Origin of the sequence: Occallatibacter sp. (assembly GCF_049582745.1) — a bacterium.
Classification (GTDB): domain Bacteria; phylum Acidobacteriota; class Terriglobia; order Terriglobales; family Acidobacteriaceae; genus Telmatobacter.
Window position 1 is genome coordinate 13,610 of sequence record NZ_JBAUUO010000082.1, and the last position, 26,774, is coordinate 40,383.

Genomic DNA, 26,774 nt, shown 5'->3' on the forward strand with positions numbered 1-26,774 from the left:
ATAAATCTGCTGCCAACCAAGCCAACGCAATCGCAACTGTCTCAACAGCCCATGACGCGAATTTGGAATGCTCGTGACGTTTGTCACAAACGGTACCTACCGCGATGTGCTAACACCATGGGTGCTCGGCAAACTGCCACGGTGCGAGCAGTAGTTGACAACCGATCGTGTGATGCTGAAGTTGAACTGCCCCCGCCTAACCGGCAGACTGTCGTAGCTCGGCGCTGCCCAGAATGGCTCGTAATTCGCAGTTTCGCGGCGCGGGCCGCAGCTGCGACTCGGGAGACCTTAAATCGGGCACCGCCCATGAACATGGGAGGTGCGGATGCCGAAGCTTAATGATCCGGTTTACCTCTTGCTCGCACCGTGTGTCCTCCTCCTCGGCGCCCTCTTGCAGTTCCTGATTGCGCGCATTTGCTCTGCCCGGGTCAAGGGCGTCACAGCAGCAGCAACCTGCATCCCTGCACTGTTCAGCGTGATAAGCCTCTTTCCGCGCGTCCAGTCGGGTAACGCAGTCGACATCACTCTGTTCTCCTGGGATGGGCCGCTCGCTCTCGCATTTCACATCGATGCGCTCAGCATCCTATTCGCATTCATGGGGACGTGCCTTGGCGCGATCGTGCTCCTCTACTCGATCGCCTATATGCGTCGAGATCCGGCTGTCACACGCTTCTATGCCACGATGCTCGTGTTCATTGGCGGCTTCGTTGCGCTCGTCTATTGCTCCAATCTGTTTCTCCTGTACCTTTGCTGGGAAGTGATCGGACTGTGTTCGTTCAGCCTGGTCGGCTTCTGGTATCAGCAACGCGAAGCCGTGATGGGTGCGCGCAAAGTTCTGCTCATGACACACCTTGCCGGCTACGGTTTGCTGATTGCCATCCTCGTTCTCTATCACCGCACCGGCACAGCCCTTTGGACCGACCCCGCGATCGGACGCAACTTCTCAACGGGTATATTCCTCCTGATGCTCGCGGCGCTGGCGGCCAAGTCGGTGCAGGTTCCCCTGCACACGTGGATACCCGATGCCATGGCTGCTCCAACTCCGGTCAGTTCGTTGCTCCACGCAGCTTGTTACGTGACTGCCGGTGTTTATCTCGCAGCGCGCATGCACAGCTTCGCGGCATGGCCGCCTTCATGGAACTTGATTCTGGTTTCAATCGCCTCCGTCACCATGATGGTTGGAGTGATGTACGCCCTAGTACAAAGTGATTTGAAACGCATGCTGGCCTTCTCTACCGTGAGCCAGATTGGCTATATGTTGCTGGGAATCGGGATCGGCACTCCTCTGGGAATCATGGCGGGGCTTCTACACTGCCTCAATCACGGATTCTTCAAGGGCGGCCTGTTCCTGAACGCTGGCGCGGTGCAGCATGCCGCGGGAACACGGGACATGAATCTGCTGGGTGGACTGGCATCGCGCATGCCGCGCACAACACTCTGCTGGCTGGTCGGCGTCGGGAACATGGCCGGCATCCCGCTGATGAGTGGCTTCGTCAGCAAATGGATGTTGTACGCGGCAGCAATCCAGGCGGGGTGGGCGGTACCCGCCGTCATAGCCTGGATCGCAAGCCTCGGAACCGTGTTCATGTGCGCGAAAGCCACCAGCGCGGTATTCCTGGGTCCGCCATCTGAAGCAGCGCGCGATGCACACGAGGCTTCGCCCGGAATGCAATGGGCGATGGGGTTGATGGCTTTCGGGAGCATCGTTCTCGGCGTGGCGCCGCAATTGGCTTATGTGATTTTCTTCCAGCCAATGTTCAGCGCCATCGGGATGGATACATCGCTGCGTGTCACCTGGCTCGGCATGTTCGGCGGTGCAGGAACGTTCTCAACGGCTGGTGGACTCGTGCTCGCCATCGTCTCGTTCATGTTGGGCACGGCCATATTCGCGGTTGCGCGGATCGCGAGCCGTCCTCGCGTCCAGGTGACGGTTGCGGGTTCTGGTGGCATCCTTCTTGGCGGCCCCAACGATGTATTCACAGGCGGCGAACCACTGTGGGAGCACGACCGGCTTTCTGCCGCCGACTTTTCCCACATCTTCGAGCAGAATTGGCGAGCTTTCTTCCGCTGGTCAAACGTGGACAAGGCTTACGCATTTCTCTTTCAACAATTACGCGCTGCGGCGCAAACGCTGGCGCGGCCGGTCGCATGGCTTGAGCAGCACGTGTTCCAGGCGCTTCTGCTTATTTCAGCGGCTATGATGCTCGGCGCTTTCTGGATGGGCAAGGCCTCGGCAGTCTCCGTGGGACTTTCCGTCGCGCCGATGCCGCCGTTGCTCATCGGCGCAGTCTGCATTGCGGCAGTCTCTCTGGTTTGCACTGCGTCGACAACTAATGAAAGCAGATTCCTTCCGCTGCAATTGGCGCTCCCCTCGATTTTCGCGCTGGCGGGGTGCATGGCGGGGATCGAGTCAATTCGCCTTGGGCTGCTCGAAACGGCGGCGCTGCTCAGCATTGTGCCGGTGTGGAAAGCTGCACATACGCATAAATCGCGTCTCGCGTACGCGGCTGTGGTCGTACTTTCCGGACTCTGCATGGAGTCTTCGCAACTCCTTGCAAAACCAGAACAATTGGGCTGGAGCCGAGCGTTTCTCCTGACCAGCGTCTGCATCAAGTTCGCAGCGATTCCGTTTCTATTCTGGCTGCTTCGCCTCGCGGATGAACTCCCTGCCGTAATATTGGGTTTCATCCTCGCGGTTATCGACATCGCAGCCTTGGGTGAGCTGGCGCTTCGTGCGGAGATCGACCCGTCACTGTTCTTCCCGGCTGGACTCTGGCTCGTAATCGCCCTCCTCACCAGCTTGGTAGCCGCGCTACTGATGCTTGTGCAGCGCAGCATGAAGCGCCTGCTGGTTCTTTCCAGCATCGAAGACTTTGGGTTCCTCCTGCTCGGCGTCGCTTCGATCAGCCGCCTCGGACAGGATGGCGTCCTCCTCGCGGCTGCATCGCATGCCCTGGGAAAGAGTCTCCTCTTTATTGCGATTGCTGCTCCAGAACGCGATGGGGCACTTGCGCGTGGAGATACTGGATTAGCCGTGCGCTACCCTCTCAGCGCCTTCGGGTTTCTGGTGGGAATGCTCACACTGCTCGGCGTTCCTCCGATGCTCGGGTTTGCTGGCCGCTGGAGGCTCTACGAAACAGCCCTTTCGATTCATCCAGCGTTGTTGGGCGGATTCGTACTTGCGTCGATGCTGGCTCTTATTGCCTATGTCATGGCGTTCGCAAGTGTATGGTGGGGAATCCCGTCCTACGATGAGAAACATGTCACCGCGGCCGATAGAACTGAGCGGTACTTTCCCCCTCTCTTCCACGAGTCCGTGATATTGAAGGCTGTCATCATTCTGCTCTTTGTATGCATTCTTGGCGCGGGTGTCTGGCCCAACGTTGTCGTCCAGGCGTTTCAAGGAGGGCGGCCATGAATCTCTGGACTCGTTTGCTATTTGCCTGCCGCCGTCGCAGCCCGTGGATCTTCCATATGAATTCGGGAAGTTGCAACGGGTGCGACATTGAACTGATTGCCTCGCTGACCCCACGTTACGACGCAGAACAGCTCGGAGTGTTGTTGCAGGGAAGCCCACGCCACGCCGACATACTGTGCGTGACAGGTCCGGTAACGCATACGGCCGCGCCTGCCATTCACACCGTCTACGAACAGGTGTGCGGGCCGAAGGCAGTGATTGCGATCGGCTCATGCCCGGCATCTACCAACGTATTCATCGATAGCCGCGTTCTTGTTGGTCCGCTCGACAAGCACATTCCCGTAGATGTCTTTGTCCCCGGATGCCCACCCCGGCCTGATGCTATCGTCCGCGGAATCGCCGCAGCTGCCAACATACTGGCCGAACGCCGTGACAATGCCGCGAAGGCTGAATCGCCGGCAACCTCCATCACCAATCGGGAAGAGGCGCGGTCATGAATCTCCTTACCGCACTCGCGCGCTTCTTTATATTCCCTGGTTTGCTCTTCGCCATTCCGGCGGCATGGCTGGTGCTGTGGATCGAGCGTAAGTCTGTCGCTCTTTTGCAGCGGCGCATCGGACCCCCCTTTGGCCAGCCGTTCTTCGACTTCGTCAAGCTCATCGGAAAGTCAACGCCGCCGCGCTCCGGCGTGAACGGAGTCCTGATGCGAGCCTGGCCCTTGATCGCGGTTTCCGCGTCAGCCGGAGCCGTTGGGTTGCTCCCCGTTCTGCCATTACGTGGCGGCTTTCAGGGTGACTTGATTCTTCTACTCGCTTTGATGGAGATCCCCGCAATCTGCATGATCGTCGCGGGGTTTTCCTCGCGCTCATTATTTGCCGAAATCGGCTCGGCGCGCGAAGCTGTGCTCCTTGTCTCATACAATCTCGTATTCCTGCTGGCGGCTGTCTCGATTGCTGTCTCGCAGCACTCGTTTCGACTCGATTCGCTCGCCAGCGCCGCGGCCACTCCGTGGAGATACCTCGGCCTGATTGCAATTCTCATTTGCCTTCCTGCCAAGCTTCACGTCAATCCCTTCTCCCTCCCCAATGCTGAGCAGGAGATCTACTCGGGTCCGATGGTTGAATATGCCGGATTCGAACTCGCGCTGTGGCAGCTCTCACACGGCCTTGAATGGATTGCCGGTGTGGGCCTGGTTGCCACATTAGCCATTCCACCAACTGCACATCTTTGGCTCGACGTAGTCTTCGTCCTTCTCATCGGCTTGCTTCTTGTCCTGGCAATCTCGATCATTGCCGCGGCCACGGCACGCCTCGCCATCGACACAACCGTTCGGTTTTACTGGCAGTGCACTCTCGCCTTCGCGGTCCTTGCCATCTCCACGACTCTGCTCATGAGGTTACGCTCATGAAGATCTTTGGACTGCTCTGGAAGAACCTGCGTCGCGGCGTCGCGACGCTGCGATTTCCTGCAGCTCCGCCCATGACAGCTGGCTTTCGCGGCCTGGTGCATTTTGATCCCGCGCGCTGTACCGGTTGCGCCATGTGCCGTTTTCGCTGTACTGCCCGCGCCATCACATTTACTGCAGCCGGCAAGCAATTCACCTGGGCTTACGACCCGGGGCGATGCACGTTCTGCGGTCGCTGCGTCGACGGATGCAAAGACCACGCCTTGACACAGGACGCGGAATGCCCACCGATCTACCTCTCGGCAGGAAGCCTGCGAACCAGCTATACGCTGCAACGCAAAACTCCTTCGCCCAAATCGCAGCCCGCCCCTGCCGGGACGAGCGCCCAGTCAGGAGAGCCCCATGAACAACATTGAGGAACTGGCAGCCGAACTCAAAATCACCGACGTCTCGACAGACATAAGCGGGGTCAAGTGGTTTACCACCGGCAACCTCAGTCTCCGTGAGCTGGTGCCGGTTCTTGGTCGGGCCGGCGCGCGATTCGTCACCATTACCGCAACCGAACTTCCCATGAATCAGGGATTCTGCCTCGAATACCTATGGGACTTGAACGGCCAACTGCTCGGTTTCGCCTTCTACCCTACGGCCAACACCATGCCCAGCATCTACGACATCTGCGAAGCTGCCGATTGGATCGAGCGCGAAATCCACGAAGAATATTCGATTGATTTTACTGGCCGCGTTTACGAGCCGCTTCTGCTCCGGGATAACGACCGCACCGGCGTTAACCTTCACGAGGTGGCGAAATGAGCTACAAGTTGCCGATGGGCCCCTATCATCCCGGTCTGGAAGAGCCCTACAAACTCGAGATGATCTGCGAGGGCGAGACCATCTGCGATACGAAGCTGCATATCGGGTTTAATTTTCGCGGCATCGAGCACCTTGCGGAAACCCGCAACTACGTCCAGCTGATTGCGCTCATGGAGCGCGTCTGCGGAATCTGCTCGTTTATTCACACGCTCACTTTGTGCCAAGCTCTCGAGAAGCTCACCGGACTTGAGCCTCCGCCGCGCGCGCTCTATATCCGCGTCATCATGGCGGAGCTTGAACGACTCCATTCTCATGTGCTCTGGGCTGGCATTGCCGCCAAGCTCATGGGATTTAAGACGCTGTTCATGGCGTGTTTCGGTTATCGCGAAAAGGTCATGGACATGCTTCAGGCTATTTCCGGCAACCGCGTGAATTACTCGATGAATCGCATCGGCGGAGTCAATCGGGATATCACCGACCCCGACACCCTGTTGAAGATGGTCAATCTGCTCGAAGATGAAATCGCCCGCGAACTCGTCCCTGTCTTCACCAGCAGCTACACGGCAAGATCTAGATGTGCGGGTATTGGGATTCTCACACGCGAGAAGGCGCAGGACTGTGGAGTGGTGGGCCCTACCGCCCGCGCTTCAGGAATTCCTCAGGACCTTCGCCGTGCAGCGCCCTATGCAGCTTACGCCGAGATGGAATTCGACGTGCCGGTAGAGACAGCGGGTGATGTGCGCGCCCGGCTTCTCGTCCGCGCCTACGAAATTCTTCAGAGCTGCAGCATTCTTCGCCAGGCGATAGCCAAGCTCCCGCCAGGTGAGTTCGCGCATAGCGAAACAAAACTCGCGTTTGTAGCTGGAACGGCCATCAGCCGCGTCGAGGCCCCGCGCGGTGAAGTCGTGTACAGCGTCAGTTGGAAGGAAAACTCGCGCACGCCGAGCCGGGTTCATGTGCGCACCCCGACCTACGTCAACATGCCTGCGATTCGCTCGATGGTTCTGGGCGCCCGCGTCGCTGACGCACCCCTCATTCAGGCATCCATCGATCCCTGCTACTCATGCACAGATCGGTGATTTCAAAAAGGTCTCATCCGCGCACTGCATTTCGAAGTCGTTCAGGTCACTGAGAGCCATCGGCAAGCAGCACGGTCGAAGCACAAGGCAGCAGCCCCGCCGGCGCCGGCGCTGCAGGCCTCCCGACAGCAGAAAACGCTATTCGATCTGAAACATCGTGCTTTGGCGCTATTCACCCGCAACCTGGTACCCGAAACGCACTATCTCGACCTCAAACCGGAGCTGAAAGTGCTTGTTGAAGGCCTATTTGCCGAGCAACAGGCCATGGAGGAAGATGCCTTTGCCGAGAAGCAGCGTGAGGAACTGCTTCGAGAGCAGCAAGCGCGAACGCAGGCTTGCGCACAAGGGCAAAGGCTCGAAGATTGACGAACAGCGCAAGGCGAATTTCGATCTCGAATATCCTCACCTTGCCGCACTGGCGCAGGAATACGATGCGTGACGCCATAAGCTCGAGTTCGCAGATGAGGAGAGGGAGTTCCTGAAGGCATGGGATGCCCAAGAGCAAGAAGACGAGGATTGCGACGTCGCAAACCGGCAGCGGCTTACGGAATTGGAGCTTCGGTTCGCGCGCTCGCAGGCCAAGACGAGAGCGGCTGCAGCTCAACACAGCGATGATGCAATTGCCAGGCACGTGCGCAGGCGACGTGAGGAGTATCGCGCACTTCTACCGAAGTTATCTTTCAAAGATCGAGCGCTCGAGAGAATCGATATGCTGGACGAATCGCAACGCCTAGTCTTCCTGCAGCAATTTCGCCTGATGCACAACGGAAAGACTAACGGCAAACATGAGGTTCCGGGAACCACGCCCAAGCTCTGGGCGCTCGATGCAGGTAGCAGCGGTAAGGTCTATTGCCGGCGCGGCGATGGAGACTTTTTGATCATTGAACTGGTCGGCTTTAAACACCGCCAGGACTTCGATTATGCCTGGTTGCGCAATCAAGATCAGCGAAATTTCGCGAACCTGATGGGAAGCTCATACTATGGCGACCAAGGTGATCATATTTGCGGTGAAGGGCACAAGGGTGAGTGTCTCGCTGCGGTGGCATTCTTCGAGCGCAACTCAACGACAGACAAATCAAGACATTCTGCAACGGGCAGTTCAACAGTGCCTTGATCGTGCGGGAGCTTAAGAGCACAACCAAAGGAGGTTTAAGATGGTGACTCCGACGATAGCGGCACCTGGCCGGAACTACTGGCAGGTAGCAGCAGAAGCGGAAGGTCGTGATTATTCAGAGTGGTTTTTTGCAGCAATGCATTGCCTTTGTGGGTGACAAGCCGCAGGTCGCGACAATCTCGCAAGTTAAGACTGGTGATCGCGTGGCACTCAAACGCGGTACCTCACAACTGCTAGCGGTAGGTATCGCAAGAGAGCGCAATGGGCAAGTCGTCGGGCAGGCAGACAAGAAGTGGCTTAAGGACTTCGATGGTTGGGAGTTGCCGGGTTACTGCTATGTGGATTGGCACAGACTGCCTGAGACATTAGACTGCCAAGGGTTCATTCGGGGCACCATCTCTGGAATAAACAATGGGCTAATCCGGAGGACTATAGACGACTTGCTAGCTACGACTCCTGCAGTCGGTGAATGCCTTCCAGAGCCGGAACCAACCAAGCAGATTTCGGATGAGCAAATCTTGGGCTTTTGAATTGAGAATGGACTACGACCGGGCGCTGCCGAAGAATTTACTCACGCAATGAAGCGCATTCGTCTTTTGGTCAACTACTACGTGGATTGCCAGTACCCATCCGACATTCGCGAACACGAGGCTCTAACCTTTCTCATCGTACCGCTCCTCATCGCTCTCGGATGGGCTGAGCACCAACCTAAAATCGAGCTAGGCGTGAGCGGTGGACGTGTCGATATTGCTGGATTTAGGAGACCTTTTATTAGGAAACCAGGGGGAGCATGCAATCTAGATGATTGCACACTGATCGTTGAGAGCAAGGGGTTCTCTCAGGGGCTAACCTACGCATCCGTGCAAGGTCAGACCTATGCCAATCAGTTCCCAAACTGCAAGATCGTTCTCATGTCGAACGGGTTCTGTTACAAAGCGTACTCGCGAAGCGAAGATGGCTTCTCAAACAAGCCGACCGCATACCTGAATCTGCTCTCACCAACGGAAACGTATCCGCTCGACCCTACAAACGTCGAGGGAGCATTAGAGGTGTTTCGGCTACTATTGCCTTCAAATTCGTTCGATTAATTCTGACGTCTTTAGTTATCCAACTACAATCTCGGGATGCTCAAGAGGATGCCTACGGTGGGTCAGATCATTGTGTCACGGTTTGTGTCATAACCCTGCCATCCCTGCCGGTGTCGGGGCGTCGATCGCTGTGTCGCTCGGTCACGCGCAAAAGGCAGCGAACCGGCGTGAAACCCGCATGAACACTGCCTCTCTGTGTCACTTGGTGTCGTCTGGTTTCTCTCCGTCTGACTTCGCGCCTTGAATTCGCAACGAGGAGGCCAGCGGTTCGATCCTCAGCTCCACCAATCCCCTCAAAATCTTCGCCAGACTTCCTCGCGAGGCACGGTATAGTGCCTCCATGCCCCGCAAGATTTCCTTCCTGCTGCTCCTCGGCTTCCTCTGTCTGGCCTGCACCGCGCTTCTTGCTCAGAACAAAGACCCGCGCGCCCGCCTCGCCGCCGCCCACGCGCTCTACTACACCCCCACGGCAAGCGGCCTCAAGTCCTTTCATTGTGACGCCGCCATCGATTGGAAGTCGATGCTGACGCGCCTTAGCGGTGTCGATATTCCCGACGACAATCCCGCCCTGAAATTCCTCCAGACCGTCCATCTCTCCGTCGATGACGAACTCAAAGGCAATGGATCGCTTGGCTGGACGAGTGAAAGCGAAGCACCCCAGGACAAGGCAGCCGCGATTAAACAAATTCGCGATGGACTGCAAACCTCAGTCTCGGGCTTTTTTCAGACGTGGAATGTGTATATGAATGGCAGCATGGTGCCGATCCCCGACTCAACCATCACTGTTACCAATGCGGGAGACGGCGTTCACCTGAGCGGCACGTCAGACGGTTCGAGTTTCGATGAAGACTTCGACAAGAATATGCTTCTTACCGAAGTCCGGGTCGTCAACCCGAACATGAAGGTTCTGGCTACACCGACCTACGCCTCCACGCCCGACGGACTTCTCGTATCCGCCGTCGCGTCCCAGGTAAGTCAGCCATCCACGGCCCCTCCGGCTGAAGCCATTTTTCGCATCGACTATGTGAAGGTGGAGTCTTTTCAGATCCCGTCGCGTGTCGTGTTCGACATCAAAAATACCGGCGTCATCGAAATCGCCTTCAATTCCTGTCGCGTTTCGCTCGCTGATTTGGCTAAAAATCCGCCGTCACAATAGCAGCCCGCAACAAACTAGGGCTGAATCCAGTCCAAAGCATAGATATCCTGCGTTCCCCGATCGCGCAGCAGCAGGGGTGAGCCGTCCGGTGCTATAGATACCGCGCCTCCGCCAAGTCCAGTCAGTACAAAATCCTTCAAGTCCACGATCCGATCGGCCTTTCCGTCCGGAACTTGAAACCGCTCGACTGAACCTGTGCCTGCGAGATCTTTCACATAAATGAATTTCTCGTCAGGCGACCAGTTCAGCCAGCTCAGCGTCCCGGCCCCGATCTGCTTCCAGTTCCGGGTCTCGAAATCAAACAGCATCAGCTTGCTCGAATCGCTCGTCATGGCAGCGAGGTAGCGTCCATCCGGAGACCACCGCGGCGAAAACATTCCCTGCGAACCCTCCAGCGGTGAAACCTTGCCCGTCTGCACATCGAGGATATTGATCGCTGGACTGCTGTTCCGCACAATCGCATCGTTCGCATCCCCGGCGAATGCGATCCGCTTGCCATCCGCCGACCACGTCGCATCCTGCTCGTTCTGCTTGTCATCCGGTATCAGCTCGTGAGGAGTTCCTCCTGATGCCGGAATCTCATACATCTTTCCCGGCTTGCCCGGTCCGTTCGGAAACTCGAAGAAGAGGATCGTCTGGCCGTCCGGCGACCAACGCGGCAACACCGGCTTGGTCGGACTGAAGGTCAGTTGCACCCGATTCGTTCCATCCAGATTGCTCTTCCACAGATCCCCTTGCGGATAAGAAACATAAACAACCTGTCTCCCGTCGCGGCTTGCATCAACCCAATCGGCCGAAATCCCACCGAGAAAAGGCGTTGGCTTGCCCGTCTTCACATCGAAAGAAGTCAACTCGCCTCGAAACGTCATTCCCACCACAAATAGCTTCTTCCCATCCTTGCTCGGCAACGGCGATTGCAATTGCATCGGGCTCGATGTCAATTGAATGGGCTTCGCTCCTCTTTGCAGAAAGCGCCTCTCCCCCGAAAGTGCCCATATTTGCCCGCCCGACTGAAAAACAAAGTACTTCCCGTCCTCCTTCCACCTGCCGCAGCATTCGTTCCTTGTGCCTTGCCACTTCGGAACCAGTGGAGTTGGATTTGATCCGTTCGCCGGCGCCTGCCAGATCATTCGCTCTCCGACCACGACACTCGTTCCGCTTTGCGATATTTCTTCCGTTTCGATCTGAACGCGCGAGTTATCCGGCGAGAGACTGATTCCGGACACGAGGTTCTTCATCGTTGCAATCTTGCGTGCCGCCGTTCCATCTCCGTTGGCCAGAAAGACGTCATTGTCCTTACCAAACGCCAGTTGTTTTCCATCTCCCGACCAGGCGCCAACGCTACCCGAAGCATCTCCCAGTCGTCGCGGAGAACCCCCGAGCACCGGCAAGCTCCACAGCGGACCGGTCACGGGATATCCCGTTCCATCCACCAAAAGCAACGATGAACCGTCCGGGGAAACGTCCAAGGGAAGCATGCCAGGCCTCGGCAATGAGATCCGAGTTGGTTCGCCGCCTGTAATCGGAACTGCCGCTGCGTCCTCTGCTCCCGAATTAACAACCGTCAGAAAAAGCCTTGACCCATCGGTCCCGATAAGCGATTTCTGTAGTCCATCGTGTGTCAACTGCAGATAGTTCGCCACCTGCGGCTCCGGCACCGGCCGCAGCCATGAATACGCAACCGCAACAAGCATCACGGCGATAGCACCAGCGATCGCCAGGAGAAATCCACGCGACCACAACGGCCGTTTCTCTTGAATCCTGTAGTTCGAGGTGTACACACTCTGCAATGGACCCGCTGCCGCCTCCAGCGCAAAACCCAGATCCGATGCCGACTGAAAGCGCTGTTCAGGATTCTTTTCGAGACCACGCTGCACGACTCTTTCAAGTCCCGGAGGCGCATTGGGCAAGAGTTGCGTAAGGGGCGTCGGCTCCTCGTTTAAGATCGCGCTCATCGCATCGATCGACGTCGCCTTCTGGAACGCTCGCTGACCGGTCAGCATCTCGTACAGCACAGCGCTGAATGTGAAAATGTCAGACCGATGATCTGCCGACTGTCCCCGTACCTGCTCCGGCGACATGTAGCCCATGGAACCCATCAACATCCCTGCCATAGTCTGCACTTCGTGCGCAGACTGCGCCGGTATCGCCTCGTTCACTTGCGTTAAGCGCGCCAGTCCGAAGTCCAGAATCTTGGCGTGGCCATCGTTGGTCAGAAACAGATTCTCCGGCTTCAGATCGCGATGAACAATGCCCTTCTCATGCGCCGCCGCCAGTCCCTTTGCGATCTGTACTCCGTAGTCGACGACCTTCCGGATTGGCAGCGCGCCGCGCTTCAACCGGTCGCGAACCGTTTCGCCCTCCAGAAGCTCCGAAACCAGGTAGGGCGCCCCCTGGTGCGATCCCATCTGGTACACGGCCAGAATATTCGGATGGTTCAGCGCCGCCGCCGCACGCGCCTCCTGCTCGAAGCGGCGCAGCCTGTCAGGCTCGGACGTCGACAGCCCCGGCAACACCTTGATGGCGACGTCGCGATTCAGTCTCGTGTCCCGGGCGCGATACACCTCGCCCATGCCCCCCGCCCCCAGAAGCGCAAGTATCTCGTAGTGATCGATGAACTGGTGTGGATTGAGCGGCATCTGCGCGATTATATCGCCCCAACGCATCCGCAATCATTGGGCGAATCGAATTCACCCATGCAAATCCAGCAAAGGCGCAGGTTCGGGCCGTTTGCTGAAGCCTCCATTCATGCCGCGCCCTTCTCTGGTTAAGTCAGTTTGCATCGTCGCGGCTGTATACTTGAGCCGTTCAGGCGGCTTCTACGATCATCTGAGTTCGTCACACCATTCGGTCGAAGCGGGTACGCATTGAGATCACGTTTGACCGGCTTCTTCCGCATGTGCACGCGAGGTTAAGGTTGCCCCGAGTCCAGTCTCAAACAGAATCCGGAACGGCAAAACTCATGCCCCTCTGCGTCGACCTGGATGGGACTCTGGTCAAATCCGACACTCTGATCGACTCGCTGCTCGTCCTGGCCCGAACTCATCCCTTCCTCCTTCCGCGCCTGCCCGGCACGCTCCTTCGCGGAAAGGCCGCCTTCAAAGCCTTTGTTACCGAAAACGTCGCTCTCGACGTGACGCATCTCCCTTACAACCGAAAACTGCTTCATTTCCTTCAACAGGAAAAGGCCCGGGGCCGCGAAATCTATCTCGCTACCGGCGCCGACGCTCCACTCGCGCGCCGCGTTGCCGATCATCTCGGATTCTTCCATGAAGTCCTTGCCAGCGACGGCACTCACAACCTGACCGGTAGCTGGAAACTCGACAGCCTCCGCCGGCGCCTGGGCAGAGTCGATTTTGCCTACATCGGGAACGACACGCCGGATCTTCCGGTGATGGCGGGCGCCGCGGAATCCATGGTCGCAAATCCGAGTCGACGATTGCGCATGAGTTTGCGCGCACAAGGCATCGTCCCCTCGCGCGCCTTTGAAGAACGCAGCCGGCCCCTGAATTCGCTCGTCAAAGCACTTCGACCACATCAGTGGGCCAAGAATCTTCTCGTCCTGCTCCCGCCCCTCCTCGCCCATAATCACTCGATCCGACTATTGGCCTCAGCGCTGCTGGCCTTCTGCTGCTTCTGCGCCGCCGCATCGGGCACCTACCTCGTCAATGACCTTCTCGACATTGAAGCCGACCGCCGCAGCCCGAAGAAGCGTCTGCGTCCCTTCGCCTCAGGCGATCTGGCGCCTTCTATCGGACTTGTTGCCATCGTTCTCCTGCTCGCCGCAGGCTTCGCTGCCGCACAGCTCCTTCCTGCCGCGTTTTCATTCTGGCTGCTCGTCTATGTTGGCTCGACGCTCTCCTATTCCTTCTATCTGAAAAAAATCGCTCTCGTAGACGTGGTCGTCCTTTCCGGCCTCTATACCTTGCGCCTGCTCGCAGGCGGCGCCGCCACCGCCACGCCCATCTCTCACTGGCTCGCCGGCTTCGCGATCTTCCTGTTTCTCTCCCTTGCCATCGTTAAGCGGTTTGCCGAACTCGAGAACCTCCGTATCAGGGGCATGCAACTCAAGAACGGCCGCGGTTATCTCATGAGCGATATTGAGCAGATCCGCGCCTTCGGAACCGCCAGCGCTTTTGCGGCGGTCGTCATTTTCGCCAATTACATCAGCAGTCAGGACATTACGACTCTCTACCACCATCCGCAACGCCTGTGGCTGATCGTTCCCTTTATGGTCCTTTGGCTGTGCCGCGTATGGCTGCTGGCCTCGCGCGGAGAACTCGACGAAGATCCGGTCGCGTTCGCTCTCACCGACGCTGCAAGCCTGGTGATGGGCGTAGCTGTCGCCGTCATCGTAGTGATGGCAATCTGATCATTAAAGAGTCTAGATATATTCCGGTATCGCTCTAGCTGAACAAATCCTTCATCTTGTCCAGCAATCCCGGCGACGTCGGTTTATTCTCCACCGACATCGAGTTACCCAGTTCCGTAATCAGATCGCGTTGTGCGCGACTCACCTTCTTCGGAATCTGCACCACAACTCGCACAATCAAGTCGCCGCGTCCCTTTTCGTTGAGATACGGAACACCCTTGGCGCGGATGCGCAGTTCCTTCCCGCTTTGCGTGCCCTCGGGAATCTTCAGCATGACCGGCCCATCAACTCCCGGAATCTCGATATCCGCCCCCAAAGCAGCTTGCGGAAAGCTGATGGGGATCACGCAGTGCAGGTTCTGCCCTTCGCGCTCGAAAAAGTCGTGCTTGCGAATCGAAAGCACAACATAGAGATCCCCGCTCTGCGCCCCGCCGCGGCCCACATCGCCCTCACCCGTGTACCGAATCCGCGTTCCCTCTTCCACACCCGACGGCACTTTTACGTTGAGCTTGATCTCCTTCGTCAGCCGCGTCTCTCCGCGACATGTCTGGCACGGATCGCCGATGATCGATCCCCGCCCCGCGCATGCGTTGCACGTCCGCGCAACCGAGAAGAATCCCTGCTGATACCGGATCTGCCCGCGTCCATGGCATTGCGGACACACCGACGGCCCCCGGCCCGATGCGCTCCCCGTTCCCTTGCAGATTTCGCAGGCCTCGAGTCGGCGGATTTTGATTTCCTTCTCGGTCCCGAAAATCGCTTCTTCGAATTCAATCGCGAGATCAAAACGCAAGTCATCGCCGCGCAGCTGGCGACCTCCCCGCTGCTGTCCGGCGTTCATGTTGAACATCTCGCCGAACAAATCTCCGAAAATATCCCCAAGGTCAACCGCACCCGAGAAGCCCCCGAAGCCGCCCGGCCCTCCGCCGCTCACGCCCGCATGACCGTAACGATCATAGGCTGCGCGCTTGTCCACGTCGCTCAGCACCTGGTAGGCTTCGCTCGCCTCTTTGAACTTCTCTTCCGCCGCATGATTCCCCGGATTGCGATCCGGATGGAACTTGAGCGCAAGTTTGCGATACGCGCTTTTCAATTCCTGGTCGCTGGCTTCTCGCGAAACTCCCAGCACCTCGTAATAGTCAGCTTTAGCCACTCTCGTATTCAAACCCTGTTCAACCCTCTCTCGATGGTGGCGCGGAATTCGCCCCGCGCGTCGCCTCTTCGCCGTCCCGGTTGTCACGCGCCGGAAACGTCCGCATCCTGAGCGCCAACCGCGTTCACTCGCTCGTCTGTTTTGGATTGGATACTACCCGCACCAGCGCCGGCCGCAATAGTTTCTCCCGCAGTCGATAACCGCGGCGAACCTCCTCCGCCACGTGTTGATCCGGCAAGTCCTCGCGCTCAACTGAGCCCACTGCCTCGTGATGACGCGGATCGAATTCCTCACCCACAGTCGCCACCGGCTGCACCTGCAGTCCGCGCAGGATCTCCTCCATCTGCTTCACAATCAGTTCCACGCCCGAACGCAACTGTTCCAGCGAACCCGTCGACTTCAGCGCCAGTTCGAAGTTGTCAAGCACCGGCAAAAACTGCTCCACCACGGAGCCGACAGCGAAGTCCTTGAAATCGGCCTTCTCTTTCTCCGCCCGCTTACGCGCATTCTCAAACTCCGCCTGTAGCCGCGCCAGCCTGTCCAGCAGCGCATCGCGCTCCTTCTTGAGCTGGTCGTACTCGCCCTTCAGTTGTTCAAACTCCGCTCGAACTACCGTGGTTTCTTGGCCCTGCCCCTCGGCCGCAGGTATCTCGGCCGTCTCCGCAGACCTGTTCTCCCCTGCAGGGTTCTCCTCGTTTTCCAACTCTGTCAAATCTGCTTCCTTCTCTCGCATATCTTTACGAATTCCCCAAATATTTCTCTTCTTGGTCAATGATAAATTCCTCGGCAAATGCCCGGTTATTCCAGCGGCTCTTGCGGCGCAATATCCCCTTGCATGCGGACTCGCATCCGCGCAAACCCCGGATGCTTATCCGGGCCCTTTTACTGATTCGGAATCTCCAGAATGCGCTCCGAGAGCTTCGCCACATAGCGCACTGCCTGGATCATCTCCTGATATTGGATGCGGGTGGGCGCAATCACTGCCACAGTTCCCAGGCTGGTGCCACCCAGCCGGGCCGGTGACCCGATCAGCACCAGATCCTGCATCGCCGGGGAAGCCTCATCCAGTCCCACCACTACGCGTACTTCCTGCTGGCTGCCATTCACATAGGCCGTCAGCAAATCCACCAGGCGCTGCTTGGCTTCCAGCGCCAACAACATCTGTTTCAATCGACCGCGGTCCACCTCTACCGCAATCAGGTTCGCCATGCCCTCCACGAACAGCACCGATGCCGCATCGCCCACCTCCAGTGCACCCTTGCGGCAGAGCTCCTCCACCGACGCCAGCAACTGGTGATAAGCCGCGCGCTCCTCATCCATGCGCCGCGTCACTTCTGTGCGAATTCGCTCGATCTGCCACCCGTGATACGTCTCATTCAGATACCGGGCTGCCGTCTCCAATTCTAGATGCGTCAACTCGCGATCAAGCACCAGGACCCGGTCCAGCACCGCGCCGGCCCGCGTCACCACCACGGCCAGAACGCGCCCGATCGACAGCCGGGAAAAATGAATATGCTCCAGCACCTGATCCGCCGTCGCGCTCGCCAGCGCCACCCCGAGCCCACTCGAGATCAGCGCCAGCACATGCGAGGTGCGCTCCAGATATTCGTTTGAACTCGTCACGCCTGAGAAGCTCTCCTCAATCTGTTCGCGGCGTTCCTCGCTCAGCGGCATTCCAGCCTGCGGCAGCGTCGCGAACGCAGCTCCACCCACCCCAATCCGCCCCATCGGTGCATCCGGCCTCGTTATCTGCTCCACGTAATAGCGAAACGCCGCCGCCGTGGGCACGCGACCCGCCGAGGTGTGCGGCTGCTCCAGCAGTCCCGCCTCACTCAGCGACACCATCACATTTCGGATCGTCGCCGAGCTCAAACCTTCCTTGTGTGCAAAATGGTCGGCAACCGTTTGCGAGGCCACAGGTTCCCCGGTAGCAATATAGAGCTCGATAATCGCCGTAAGTACCAGCCGCTCCCGCGGACTCACGCGCGTCTCAGCCATCGGATCAGCTACCTCGCTGGACTGCAACCGGTTGACTTCAAACCGGCTAATCCTCCCATAATGAGATGCTTAGAGCTCCAAATAGGCAGGATTGTCCCTCTTTATTCTAGAAATCTCACAGTAGCACTGTCAAGTTGCGGCAAAGGTCCCCAACCTGCTTCTGGCACAGATCAGGCCGCTTAGGGCAACCGAATCAACCCCGTAGCTCTCTCAGCTTCCAGGATGATATTCCCCAAATAAACAGGCGGAGCGCGTGATGGCACAAAAACCCGCCAGAAGTATGGCAAACCCCGTCCTCCTCAAACCTGTGGACCAAAGTGAAGGAACTATCCAGGTCATTATTGAAATCCACAAGGCGCAGAGAGCGGCGTGAGGGCTCATCTCCGTGCGTGTTGAAATTGGAGAGCTTCTCGCTCGCTTCCTGATCGGCGGCGTCGTCGTCAGCTTCTTCGCCGTGCTCGCTGAAATGTTTCGCCCCAAAAGTTTCGCGGGCCTCTTCGGCGCAGCTCCATCGATCGCGCTCGCCACCATCGGCATTACCATCGCCGGCCACGGCAAAGCCTACGCGGCCGTCGAAGCGCGCTCCATGATCCTCGGCGCCATTGCGTTCCTGCTGTATGCCGCCTGCGTAAGCTGGATACTGCTTCGCCTCAAGCCGCACGCTCTCGCCGCAACCATCGCTCTCATGCCGGTATGGTTCGCCGCTTCGTGCGCGTTCTGGCTCCTCGTGAGATAGCCACCATGATCCTGCATGCCAGGCTCTCCGCGATTAAAGGCATCAGGCCCCACGAATGGATCATCCGCTTCGCGTTCGGAGGTGTTGTCTGCGTGCTCGCAGGCTTGATCGCACAGCGATGCGGGCCAGTGATCGGCGGCTTCTTCCTTGCCTTTCCCGCCATCTTTCCCGCCAGCGCGAGCCTTGTTGAAGCCCACGAAGAGCAGCACAAAGCGCGCGCCGGTTTCGACGGGACCAACCGCGGCCGCATCGTCGCCGCCATCGACGCACTCGGCACGGCCATCGGCTGCATCGGCCTTGCGGGGTTCGCGTGTGTCGTCTGGATCTGGCTGCCGCGCGCCGGCCTCGCTCAGACCTTCGTCCTCGCCACGCTTGTCTGGCTCGCACTCTCCGTGGGAGTCTGGCTGCTGCGCAAGAAACGTGTCCTCCACTGTTAGATCCCATACCCGCCAACCTCGGGGCCGGGCATGCTGCGAATTCCTCATTTCAATCCGGCACTATCCGCATCTCCGAGCGAAACACATGATACTCGTCAAAGACAACATCATTCACCCGAGTAACTTCACTGCTTGAAATCGGCCCAAACGACACTCCTCCCATACTCGGGGAGCGCCCTGTCGAAAGCGAAACACTCCGCAGCGGACACGTATATTTCTTCTCTCCAATCTCCATTTCACCGTACTCCACCATGATGTCGGCGCGCTCCATCGGAAGTTCCGGTTCGAGATCGGCCTCCAGTGCAAGACGCAGGATCCTCCCCGTATCCGGGTCAATCCCAATCTCTCCGTGATAAGCCGTTCGATGCTTCGCCGCCAGGTCAACACCCGTATTCACAATCGTTGGATAAGACACTTCGTAATGAGAATTCGGCTTGAGAACCTGATACTGGAAAACCGCCATAGGTCCGTTCGGGCCTTCTTCCCAGTGACTCCATCGCATCGTGCTATGTGCAGCATCCACAATCACAGTGGAAAGAATCGGCCCGAAGGTCCCCCACGTCTCCAGCCCCTGCTCGCTGCCATCGCTCCCTTTCACCATCTCCTGCTTTACCACTTCCTTGCCATCGCGGTATTGCACGATCGCCACTGCATCTCCGATCCTGCGCAGCGGACCATCGTTTTTCGAGACTGCGTTTTGCGCCTGCGGATTCCGCACGCGACGCGCTTCGAACTTCACCGTGGTTCGCCTGGCAAAAAAATTCGGGAGTTTTGGAACCGTATCTCGCAGGTAGTCCACCGCCAGCGACACAATCCGTCTTTGCTCGATAAGGTCGGCTTCCGGTTTTGCCGGTATCTCTGTCACCGGAGGTTCCAAAAACACTGACACATCGCCAACCGCCGTCAATGCAGCCTTCGACTTCGCTCCCGGCAACTCCGCGCTCAGCGCCGACAGCTTCGCGCTGCTCAGTCGCTCCGTCAGTTGGAGCCGATCGATTTCCTTTGCCAGCTCCGCATCGCGCTTCGTCTTGTCCTGCCGCAGAATCTCGGTGAGTTGGGCTACCGTCACCATTCCCGGCGCAGCCTCTTCTTCTATCGCCGGTTGCTCCACAACCTTGCGCAACTCCTGCACCGTCTGTGGCCGGTGGAGTTCCGGCTGATCGTAGTAGCCGGTGACGGTCCGCGCGTTCAGACCCGCTCTGTCGATCGCAACCCTCAAGTCATGGTATTCGTCAGCTTTCTTTGCCTGCGGCGGGTTGAACGAGATCGCATAATACGCGTTCGCTTCCCGCACAAAGTGGTTGAGCGCCGCCGTAACGACACTGTCCGCATTGATCGCCGGTAGCTCACCACGTCCGCCGCTCTTGAACGCCAGCACATCCAGCGACAGCGCGCGCGGATCGAGATCCGATGCTTTGTTCGCTCCTTTCAGAAAGTCGCGCATGTAAAAATCGCTCGCGGTGTATCCGCCGTAGAGCACAATGTGTCCATCGAGCATTGCTTCCAAAATCTGAACCATCAATTGATAATTCTCGCGTTGCTGCCGCTCGTCCAAAGAGGTGTACGTCTCGCGGACGATAGCGGGCGTTGGCCAGCCTGTGCCCAGCCAGATCAGCAATTTTCTGCCCGGCTTCGACGCATTTTCCTGCGCCAAACGCGCCAGAGCATTCATCGACGGCGGGAATGTATAGACCCCGATTGGCCTGTTGCTTGCGCCAATTCCGTGTACAACCTTCGCCAGCGCATTGCCGTCGAGCGATGGACGCGACAGCGTCTCCATCCCCGACACCGTCAATCTCGCAATCGAAGTCGGCTGCGATAAATGGCCGCCGTTCTCACGCAGATACTTCTCCAGGCCCTGAAGAATGAATCCCATCTCAATAAAGCTGTTGTTGAGCGCGTCGATCATCAGAATCACTTCGACGGGAGGATCCGGCTTGCTCTTCACTCCATCGAATGCAGCAAAGGAAACAATCTTCTGCGGCTTCCCATTATCAAAGAGACTGAAGTCCCCCTCTTGCAAACCGGTGACCGGATTGCCCGACGCATCCGTTACCACAACATCTAGCTGAATACCACCCTCGGCGCCCGTCGCCAGGGCTTGCGGCGCGATCTCTGAGGCTGTTTGCGTTGCTTGCGACTGTCCCGTTCCAAGGGCCACAGACAACAACAAAGCAATCGCCGCCGCAGTTCTCCCCAGGCCCACTTCCCCCATCGATCCCGTCCTGTTTGCTCGCCGACCCTCAGGCTCAATGGCCCGGCAGCTCGTTGTAGTACCCGGTATTCGTCCGCACAGTTACTCCCGGCTTGGCCACGACTACCTTCAGATCGTGATACTCATCGGCGTGTTCTGCCGCCGGCGGATCAAATGAAATCCGGTAGAAATCATTCGCGTCCACAATGCACTTGTTGATCTGGCTCACGATGTCGTTGTCCGGTCCCAGAATCTTCCCGCCTGTCTGCGTCGCCAACACCTTCAGCGAAAGGTCGCCGGGGTCCGACTCCCGCGCCGACTTCACCGGCTTCAGATAGTCCTGGTAGCGAATGTTGAATGTCGTGTCCGCGCCAATATACGGAGCCACGCTGTAAACCACCATGCGCGCCTCGCGCAGCCGGTTCGACAATTCCACTATTCCGTCGAAATAGCTTTGCTGGTCCCGCGCGGAATAATACCCAAGTTCCGGCCGATTCAGCATCGGCCACCCCGGTCCCACCCAGATCAGCAGTTTCCGGCCCGGCACGCGCGCCTCGTTCTCCGCAATCGCCGTCACCTGGCGCGAGCATCGCTGAAAACGCTCCAGCAGAGCCTCGCCACCCATGGCCGAATCAATCGTTCTCACTCCTCCCTTGATCTGCTTCACCACGCTCAATAACGCGTTGCCGTCGATCGAAGACCTCGGTTGCACCCGCATGCCCGCATCGGTCAGCAGAAGCAGCCTCACGGGTACCTTCAGATGTCCGCCGTCCTGCTCGAGAAACTGCGATATCTCCTGCCGTGTTACAGCCACCTGCTGAAAGGCCAGGTTCACCATGTCGATCACAAGAATCACCTCAACGGGCGGATCGGGTTTCACCTCTGCGTCGTTGAACGCGCGAAACGACATCACCTTGCGCGGCTGTCCATTGTCCAGGATCTTGAAATCCCACGGCTCCAGACCCACCACTGCTTTTCCTGCCGCATCGTTGACCATCACATCCAGTTTGATTCTTCCTTCAGGAATCAACAGGGTCTTCAGCTTCGGCGGTGGCCGCTGCGTCAGTACCGGATCGCCGCCTCCCGGCTGCTGTGCCGGAGCGGCCGGATGTACCTGCGCGAGAGCGCTAAGGCTATTCCCTGATGCCATTCCCAAAAGCGCGATTGCGAAACCGATCCACCACGCGAGCCGGCATCGCCCGATATTGACCCAGCCCATGAATCCTCCCATCACGGAGTCTACATCTGTCCGTTGCTCACTAAGACGGAGACGTATCACTCCAGGGCGGCATAAAAACGCATCCGCAATCGCAATACAACACTCCCGCCGCTCATACCGGCGATCTTCACCCGCACCATTCAGTATTCTGGATTCATCCCTCAACCAGGAGCCGCTCCGATGGTCACCCTCGAACTCTCGAAACAACAACGCACCGACGCCATCGCCTCCATGCACCGCTACTTCGAAGAGAACCTCGAGCCCATCGGCGAAATGCCCGCAGGCCTCCTGCTCAATTTCTTCCTCGAAGAGATCGGCCCCGCCATCTACAACCTCGCCATCTCCGACGCGCAAACACGTCTGTCGCAGCGCGTCGCCGACCTCAACGGCGAGCTCTTCTCCGACGAGTTCCAGTACTGGCCCCGCGCCGACGCCAAACGCAAATCCCGCCGCTGACTACCCCGGCAAAACCTGACTCAGAACGGCAAGAAGCGTCAGGGCACGACTCGGGGAACCCACAGAGTGGGTCGCGTGCCGCAAATGGGCAAGAATGAATGTCGGCTTTAGCCGCTGTGGGACATTTTTTGTCGATTCACCAGCATGCACCGTAAGCATTGCCTCACGCGATCAGAGCGCTCCCTTAATCACCTTCCGGTACGCATCGAGCACCTTTTTGCCCTCTTCCGTCAGCCGGCAAATCGTCAGCGTGTACTTGCCTTTGAAGCTCTTCTCAATCTCAACATACCCCGCTTCCTCCAGCTTCGATAAATGGACAGACAGGTTTCCCTTCGTCAGGCCGGTAGTTTGATGAAGGTACTGGAAGTCCGCCTCCGCCACGGCAGCCAGCAGCGCCACAATCATCAACCGCGCCGGCTCGTGAATCACCCGGTCAATCTGCGCCAATCGCTGAATCTTCGCGCTGCTCATCTCACTCACCCGCCTCGTCGCGCTTGCGCATGAAAAGCAACAGCACCACGACGCCGGAGCCCAGAGACAACAGCCCCATCACGCCGTACACCAGGGTGAAACCCAACGCGAGAGTCAGCCGGTCGAGCCCGGCAACACAACCCACTACCGCCCCGATCACTCCGCCAACGATGAACCGGGGCAAGCGGCCGGCAGCGGCCACGATCGCTCCGCCGAAGATGCCGGTCCCCGCCAGCACCCAACTCGCCGGCGGAAACGCTCCCCGCCAGGCTGCAAATGCCGCCGCCGCCCCGACCACGAACGCGATGCCAACCACAACGGCCAGCCGCTTCCGATTGGCCGGCTTCGGTTCAACATATCCCACCCTCTCGATCAGGTACCGCCTCCGGACCATTCTGATCATCCATGGCAATAACGCACCCACCGGAATAATGAGCAGCATCAGTCCCAAAACGGACGCCAGATACTCAATCGATCCCGGCTTAAATGCGACTTGAAGCCACATCAACCCCGCTACCGCAAGAAAAAATGCTCCAACCAGAATCTCCGGAACACCATCCTGGTTGTGCGCCCTCTGCATCAGGTTCCTGGCCGCCGCATCCGGGTTCACATCCACATTCTGGAACGATGAATTGATCATCACGTTCTCCATAGACTAGTTTGCACTACAAACCAGTCTGCGAACAATATGCGCCCCATGCCGTGAAATGTCAACTCCAAACTAGCGCGATAATCCCAGTCCCTTTGTCCCTCCGTCCCTCCAAAAACACTGATAATCTGAAACAAAGCTTCTCCCATGAATCAAGGCATTGAAGACGTTCGCATCCAGTGGACCAAGGTGGTCCTCCCCCCCGTCTTCCTTGAAGAAGAACGTCCCATCACCGAGGAGGCCATCGCCACCATCTTCAATGCGCGCCTCGACATCTCCCGCATCCTCGCCCATCGCGATCCGCGCCTCCTCGTCCTCGTCGGCCCGTGCTCCATTCACGACACAAAGGCCGCTGTCGAATACGCCGCCCTCCTGAAATCCGCTATCGCCGAATTCTCCGCCGACCTCCACATCGTCATGCGCGTCTATTTTGAGAAGCCCCGCACCACTGTCGGCTGGAAGGGCCTCATCAACGATCCGCATCTCGACGGTTCCTACAAGATCAACGACGGCCTGCGCCTCGCGCGCCATCTCCTCCTCGACCTCGCCGAAATGGGCGTACCCTCAGGCACCGAATTCCTCGACATGATTTCCCCGCAGTACATTGCCGGCCTGGTCAGTTGGGGAGCCATCGGCGCCCGGACCACCGAAAGCCAGGTCCATCGCCAACTGGTCTCCGGCGTTTCCTGCCCGGTCGGATTCAAGAACGCCACCTCCGGCGACATCCAGGTCGCCATCGACGCCATCCTCTCCGCGGCGAACTCGCATACCTTCCTCGGCCACACCAAGCATGGCCAATCCGCCATCTTCGTCACCACCGGCAATCCCGAAACCCACATCATCCTCCGCGGCGGCCGAAAAATGGTCAACTACACCGCCGCTTGCGTTGCCGATACTGCTCTCCAAATGGAGAAAGCGGGGACCGCGCCCCGCATCATGATCGACTGCAGCCACGCCAACAGCAACAAGGACCATCTGCGCCAGCCCCTCGTCTGCCGCGACGTCGCCGCCCAGGTCGCTGCCGGCAATCCCAACATCATCGGCGTCATGCTTGAGAGCAACCTGGTCTCCGGCGCTCAAAAGCTCGTCCCCGGCAAGCCTCTCGTCCACGGCCAAAGCATCACCGACGCCTGCATCGACTGGAGCCAGACCTACCCCTTGCTGAAAGAGCTCGCTGTCGCAGCCCGCACTCGCCGCCCATAGCCCAGCGCATCTGAGAATCCAGCAACCGTATTCCGTTAGCGGGCCACCCTTTCCAATATCAAGGCATCAATCTGTTTGTTACCGGACATAGCGGGTTCTGCTCCAGCTTCTGAACCTGCCATGCCGAAGCAGTAAAACTGGCCTGCGGGGGCGCTTCCTCCCGAGTCGTTGATGCCCAAAAATGGCATCCTCCCCAGTCACCGAGATGGGGTTGCGTATGAACCAGCCAGTCGAACTCGACCACTCGAAGGAAACCCAGGACATTCTTCGCCGTAACCAGGAACTGGTCGTGGCCGGTCAATTTGCGGCCATGGTTATGCACGAGATCAACGGCCCCCTCGAAGCCGTGCATAACCTCAACTATCTCATTCAGCAGGAAGCAGATAACCCGTCGCAGGTCCGCGTGTTCAGCGGCATGCTCGAGGAGCAGCTCGTCACTCTCACCAAGCTTTCCCGGCAAACACTCAGCTTCTACCGTTCCTCCGAAACCCGCGAGTCTATCGCCATCGCTACCCTCGCCGAAGCTGCTCTGCGCGTGCATCAACGGAAAATCTCCGCCAAACACATCAATCTGCGCAAGCGGCTCACCTCCGATGTCTCTGCCGAAGTTCACGCCGGCGACATGCTCCAGGTGTTCTCCAACCTGATCTCCAACGCCATCGACGCCCTGCCCGAAAATGGCACCCTCGCGGTCAGTGTGAGGCGCACTTCCGACGAAGCGCACGTCACCGTTGCCGACAACGGACCCGGCATCCCTGCTCCCATCCTGCCCAGAATCTTCGACCCCTTCTTCACCACCAAAAAGGAGCGCGGCACCGGCCTCGGTCTTTCCATCTCCAAGTCCATTGTGGAGAAGCATCACGGCCGCATCCGCAGCCGCACCACAACGCGGCCTTCACGAAATGGAACGGCGTTTCGCATCTCCATTCCCCTCAGCGCCCACGCCGGCTAAATCTCACAAATTATTAAGGCTATGTGCGGTAGTGAACATTCATCTGTCGGGTGGTGAGCATATAGTCGTCACCAGCAAGCGATAGGTCTCGTCAATTTTTGAGCGCAACCCTTCCCGCCAATCGGGCGGAATCCCTTGCGACTGTCGCAAAGGATCTTCCCAATGGCCGCCGAACTATCAAATCTGATCATCAATGCCCTTCCGGCTGAGCTGAAATCGTCTCTGCTCGCCCGCCTGCAGCCCGTCGACTTGCCCGTCGGAACGGTACTCACCAACCCTGGCCAGACGCCGCCGTTTGCGCACTTCATGACCTCAGGCATTGCTTCCGTCGTCACCTTCATGTCCGACGGCGTCGGAGCTGAAGTCGGCGTCATTGGCCGTGAAGGCCTCGTTGAAGCCATCAACTTGCTGGGACCCGCCACCGCCCCGACCACGGCCTTCATCCAAAGCGAAGGGACCGCCCTGCGCATGCCCTTCGATGATTTGCAGCAGCTCTTTCTCGCGCACACGCAGCTTTCGCAACGCATTCTCGAATGTGTGCAGTGCCAGGGTTTCATTCTCAGCCAACTCGCAGCCTGCCATGGCCTCCACGAGATCGTAGAACGCCTCGCCCGGTGGTTGCTGATGGTCCGGGACCGCCTCGGATCGGACCGCTTCGTACTGACCCAGGAGTTCCTCGCTGAGATGCTGGGCGCTCGCCGCACCAGCGTCACCCTTGCCGCCGGATCCCTGCAACGCAGCGGCCTCATCAAATACAGCCGCGGACGCATCCATATTGTCGACTGTGAAGGTCTGGAAAGCGCCGCGTGCGAGTGCTACCCCATCGTCCGCGATCTCGTCACTCGCCTCTATTCATTGGAATAA

General features: G+C 58.3%; 25 protein-coding genes. 17 read left to right on the forward strand and 8 right to left on the reverse strand.

Translation table 11 applies throughout. From position 1 onward, the window contains the following. Positions 1-325 precede the first annotated feature (325 nt). The 10 genes from WCA10_RS13525 (at position 326) to WCA10_RS13570 (ending at position 10,070) form a co-directional block, all read left to right on the forward strand. Positions 326-3,418, forward strand: coding sequence for a proton-conducting transporter transmembrane domain-containing protein (locus WCA10_RS13525; RefSeq protein ID WP_472823056.1), 3,093 nt, complete (start codon positions 326-328; stop codon positions 3,416-3,418). Further along, positions 3,415-3,915: an NADH-quinone oxidoreductase subunit B family protein gene (locus WCA10_RS13530; RefSeq protein WP_472823057.1), complete on the forward strand. Its 501-nt coding sequence runs from the start codon at positions 3,415-3,417 to the stop codon at positions 3,913-3,915. The genes WCA10_RS13525 and WCA10_RS13530 overlap by 4 nt, the downstream gene beginning before the upstream one ends. Beyond that, complete coding sequence (locus WCA10_RS13535; RefSeq protein WP_472823058.1) at positions 3,912-4,826, forward strand: NADH-quinone oxidoreductase subunit H; 915 nt, start codon at positions 3,912-3,914, stop codon at positions 4,824-4,826. Before WCA10_RS13530 ends, WCA10_RS13535 begins: the two co-directional genes overlap by 4 nt. Continuing rightward, a complete protein-coding gene (locus WCA10_RS13540; RefSeq protein ID WP_472823059.1) occupies positions 4,823-5,239 on the forward strand; it encodes a 4Fe-4S binding protein in 417 nt (138 codons plus the stop codon). The genes WCA10_RS13535 and WCA10_RS13540 overlap by 4 nt, the downstream gene beginning before the upstream one ends. Next, a complete protein-coding gene (locus WCA10_RS13545) occupies positions 5,226-5,633 on the forward strand; it encodes an NADH-quinone oxidoreductase subunit C (protein WP_472823060.1) in 408 nt (135 codons plus the stop codon). Before WCA10_RS13540 ends, WCA10_RS13545 begins: the two co-directional genes overlap by 14 nt. Next, complete coding sequence (locus tag WCA10_RS13550; protein ID WP_472823061.1) at positions 5,630-6,712, forward strand: hydrogenase large subunit; 1,083 nt, start codon at positions 5,630-5,632, stop codon at positions 6,710-6,712. Before WCA10_RS13545 ends, WCA10_RS13550 begins: the two co-directional genes overlap by 4 nt. 295 nt (positions 6,713-7,007) lie before the next feature. Beyond that, entirely contained in the window at positions 7,008-7,151 is a 144-nt protein-coding gene (locus WCA10_RS13555) for a hypothetical protein (protein WP_472823062.1), read from the forward strand. 270 nt (positions 7,152-7,421) lie between these two features. Beyond that, positions 7,422-7,826, forward strand: a complete 405-nt coding sequence (locus WCA10_RS13560; protein WP_472823063.1) for a hypothetical protein — start codon at positions 7,422-7,424, stop codon at positions 7,824-7,826. A 578-nt stretch (positions 7,827-8,404) separates the two neighbouring features. Next, entirely contained in the window at positions 8,405-8,914 is a 510-nt protein-coding gene (locus WCA10_RS13565) for a hypothetical protein (protein WP_472823064.1), read from the forward strand. Positions 8,915-9,254: 340 nt separating this feature from the next. Then, complete coding sequence (locus tag WCA10_RS13570) at positions 9,255-10,070, forward strand: hypothetical protein (protein ID WP_472823065.1); 816 nt, start codon at positions 9,255-9,257, stop codon at positions 10,068-10,070. A gap of 14 nt (positions 10,071-10,084) precedes the next feature. Here the strand turns inward: WCA10_RS13570 and WCA10_RS13575 are convergent, their stop codons facing one another. Continuing rightward, on the reverse strand, positions 10,085-12,736 hold the full coding sequence (locus WCA10_RS13575; RefSeq protein WP_472823066.1) for a serine/threonine protein kinase: 2,652 nt from the start codon (positions 12,734-12,736) through the stop codon (positions 10,085-10,087). A 233-nt stretch (positions 12,737-12,969) separates the two neighbouring features. Here WCA10_RS13575 and WCA10_RS13580 point away from each other — a divergent pair, with 233 nt between their 5' ends. Further along, entirely contained in the window at positions 12,970-14,442 is a 1,473-nt protein-coding gene (locus WCA10_RS13580) for a UbiA family prenyltransferase (protein WP_472823067.1), read from the forward strand. 34 nt (positions 14,443-14,476) lie between these two features. Here WCA10_RS13580 and dnaJ read toward each other — a convergent pair whose 3' ends face one another. The 3 genes from dnaJ to WCA10_RS13595 form a co-directional block, all read right to left on the reverse strand. Next, complete coding sequence (gene dnaJ, locus WCA10_RS13585) at positions 14,477-15,595, reverse strand: molecular chaperone DnaJ (RefSeq protein WP_472823068.1); 1,119 nt, start codon at positions 15,593-15,595, stop codon at positions 14,477-14,479. A gap of 124 nt (positions 15,596-15,719) precedes the next feature. Next, complete coding sequence (locus WCA10_RS13590; protein WP_472823069.1) at positions 15,720-16,307, reverse strand: nucleotide exchange factor GrpE; 588 nt, start codon at positions 16,305-16,307, stop codon at positions 15,720-15,722. Positions 16,308-16,477: 170 nt separating this feature from the next. Next, on the reverse strand, positions 16,478-17,593 hold the full coding sequence (locus tag WCA10_RS13595; protein ID WP_472823070.1) for an HrcA family transcriptional regulator: 1,116 nt from the start codon (positions 17,591-17,593) through the stop codon (positions 16,478-16,480). A gap of 385 nt (positions 17,594-17,978) precedes the next feature. Here WCA10_RS13595 and WCA10_RS13600 point away from each other — a divergent pair, with 385 nt between their 5' ends. Beyond that, a complete protein-coding gene (locus tag WCA10_RS13600; RefSeq protein ID WP_472823071.1) occupies positions 17,979-18,329 on the forward strand; it encodes a DUF3147 family protein in 351 nt (116 codons plus the stop codon). Positions 18,330-18,334: 5 nt separating this feature from the next. After that, on the forward strand, positions 18,335-18,766 hold the full coding sequence (locus WCA10_RS13605) for a DUF3147 family protein (protein WP_472823072.1): 432 nt from the start codon (positions 18,335-18,337) through the stop codon (positions 18,764-18,766). Between the two features lie 49 nt (positions 18,767-18,815). Here WCA10_RS13605 and WCA10_RS13610 read toward each other — a convergent pair whose 3' ends face one another. Both WCA10_RS13610 and WCA10_RS13615 read right to left on the reverse strand, forming a co-directional pair. After that, a complete protein-coding gene (locus WCA10_RS13610; protein ID WP_472823073.1) occupies positions 18,816-20,981 on the reverse strand; it encodes a VWA domain-containing protein in 2,166 nt (721 codons plus the stop codon). A 34-nt stretch (positions 20,982-21,015) separates the two neighbouring features. Further along, positions 21,016-22,179, reverse strand: a complete 1,164-nt coding sequence (locus tag WCA10_RS13615; RefSeq protein ID WP_472823074.1) for a VWA domain-containing protein — start codon at positions 22,177-22,179, stop codon at positions 21,016-21,018. A gap of 180 nt (positions 22,180-22,359) precedes the next feature. Here WCA10_RS13615 and WCA10_RS13620 point away from each other — a divergent pair, with 180 nt between their 5' ends. Continuing rightward, positions 22,360-22,635, forward strand: coding sequence for a DUF2164 domain-containing protein (locus WCA10_RS13620; RefSeq protein WP_472823075.1), 276 nt, complete (start codon positions 22,360-22,362; stop codon positions 22,633-22,635). Between the two features lie 171 nt (positions 22,636-22,806). On the opposite strand, the gene WCA10_RS13625 is transcribed toward WCA10_RS13620, so the two are convergent. Together WCA10_RS13625 and WCA10_RS13630 are read right to left on the reverse strand one after the other, a co-directional pair. Beyond that, positions 22,807-23,106 (reverse strand): transcriptional regulator, encoded by a 300-nt coding sequence (locus WCA10_RS13625; RefSeq protein WP_472823076.1) that lies wholly within the window; start codon positions 23,104-23,106, stop codon positions 22,807-22,809. Position 23,107: 1 nt separating this feature from the next. Continuing rightward, positions 23,108-23,746: a thioredoxin domain-containing protein gene (locus WCA10_RS13630; protein WP_472823077.1), complete on the reverse strand. Its 639-nt coding sequence runs from the start codon at positions 23,744-23,746 to the stop codon at positions 23,108-23,110. A gap of 156 nt (positions 23,747-23,902) precedes the next feature. Here WCA10_RS13630 and WCA10_RS13635 point away from each other — a divergent pair, with 156 nt between their 5' ends. The 3 genes from WCA10_RS13635 (at position 23,903) to WCA10_RS13645 (ending at position 26,774) form a co-directional block, all read left to right on the forward strand. Next, entirely contained in the window at positions 23,903-24,958 is a 1,056-nt protein-coding gene (locus WCA10_RS13635) for a 3-deoxy-7-phosphoheptulonate synthase (protein WP_472823078.1), read from the forward strand. Between the two features lie 181 nt (positions 24,959-25,139). Further along, positions 25,140-25,910, forward strand: a complete 771-nt coding sequence (locus WCA10_RS13640) for a sensor histidine kinase (protein WP_472823079.1) — start codon at positions 25,140-25,142, stop codon at positions 25,908-25,910. Between the two features lie 162 nt (positions 25,911-26,072). Beyond that, complete coding sequence (locus WCA10_RS13645) at positions 26,073-26,774, forward strand: Crp/Fnr family transcriptional regulator (RefSeq protein ID WP_472823080.1); 702 nt, start codon at positions 26,073-26,075, stop codon at positions 26,772-26,774.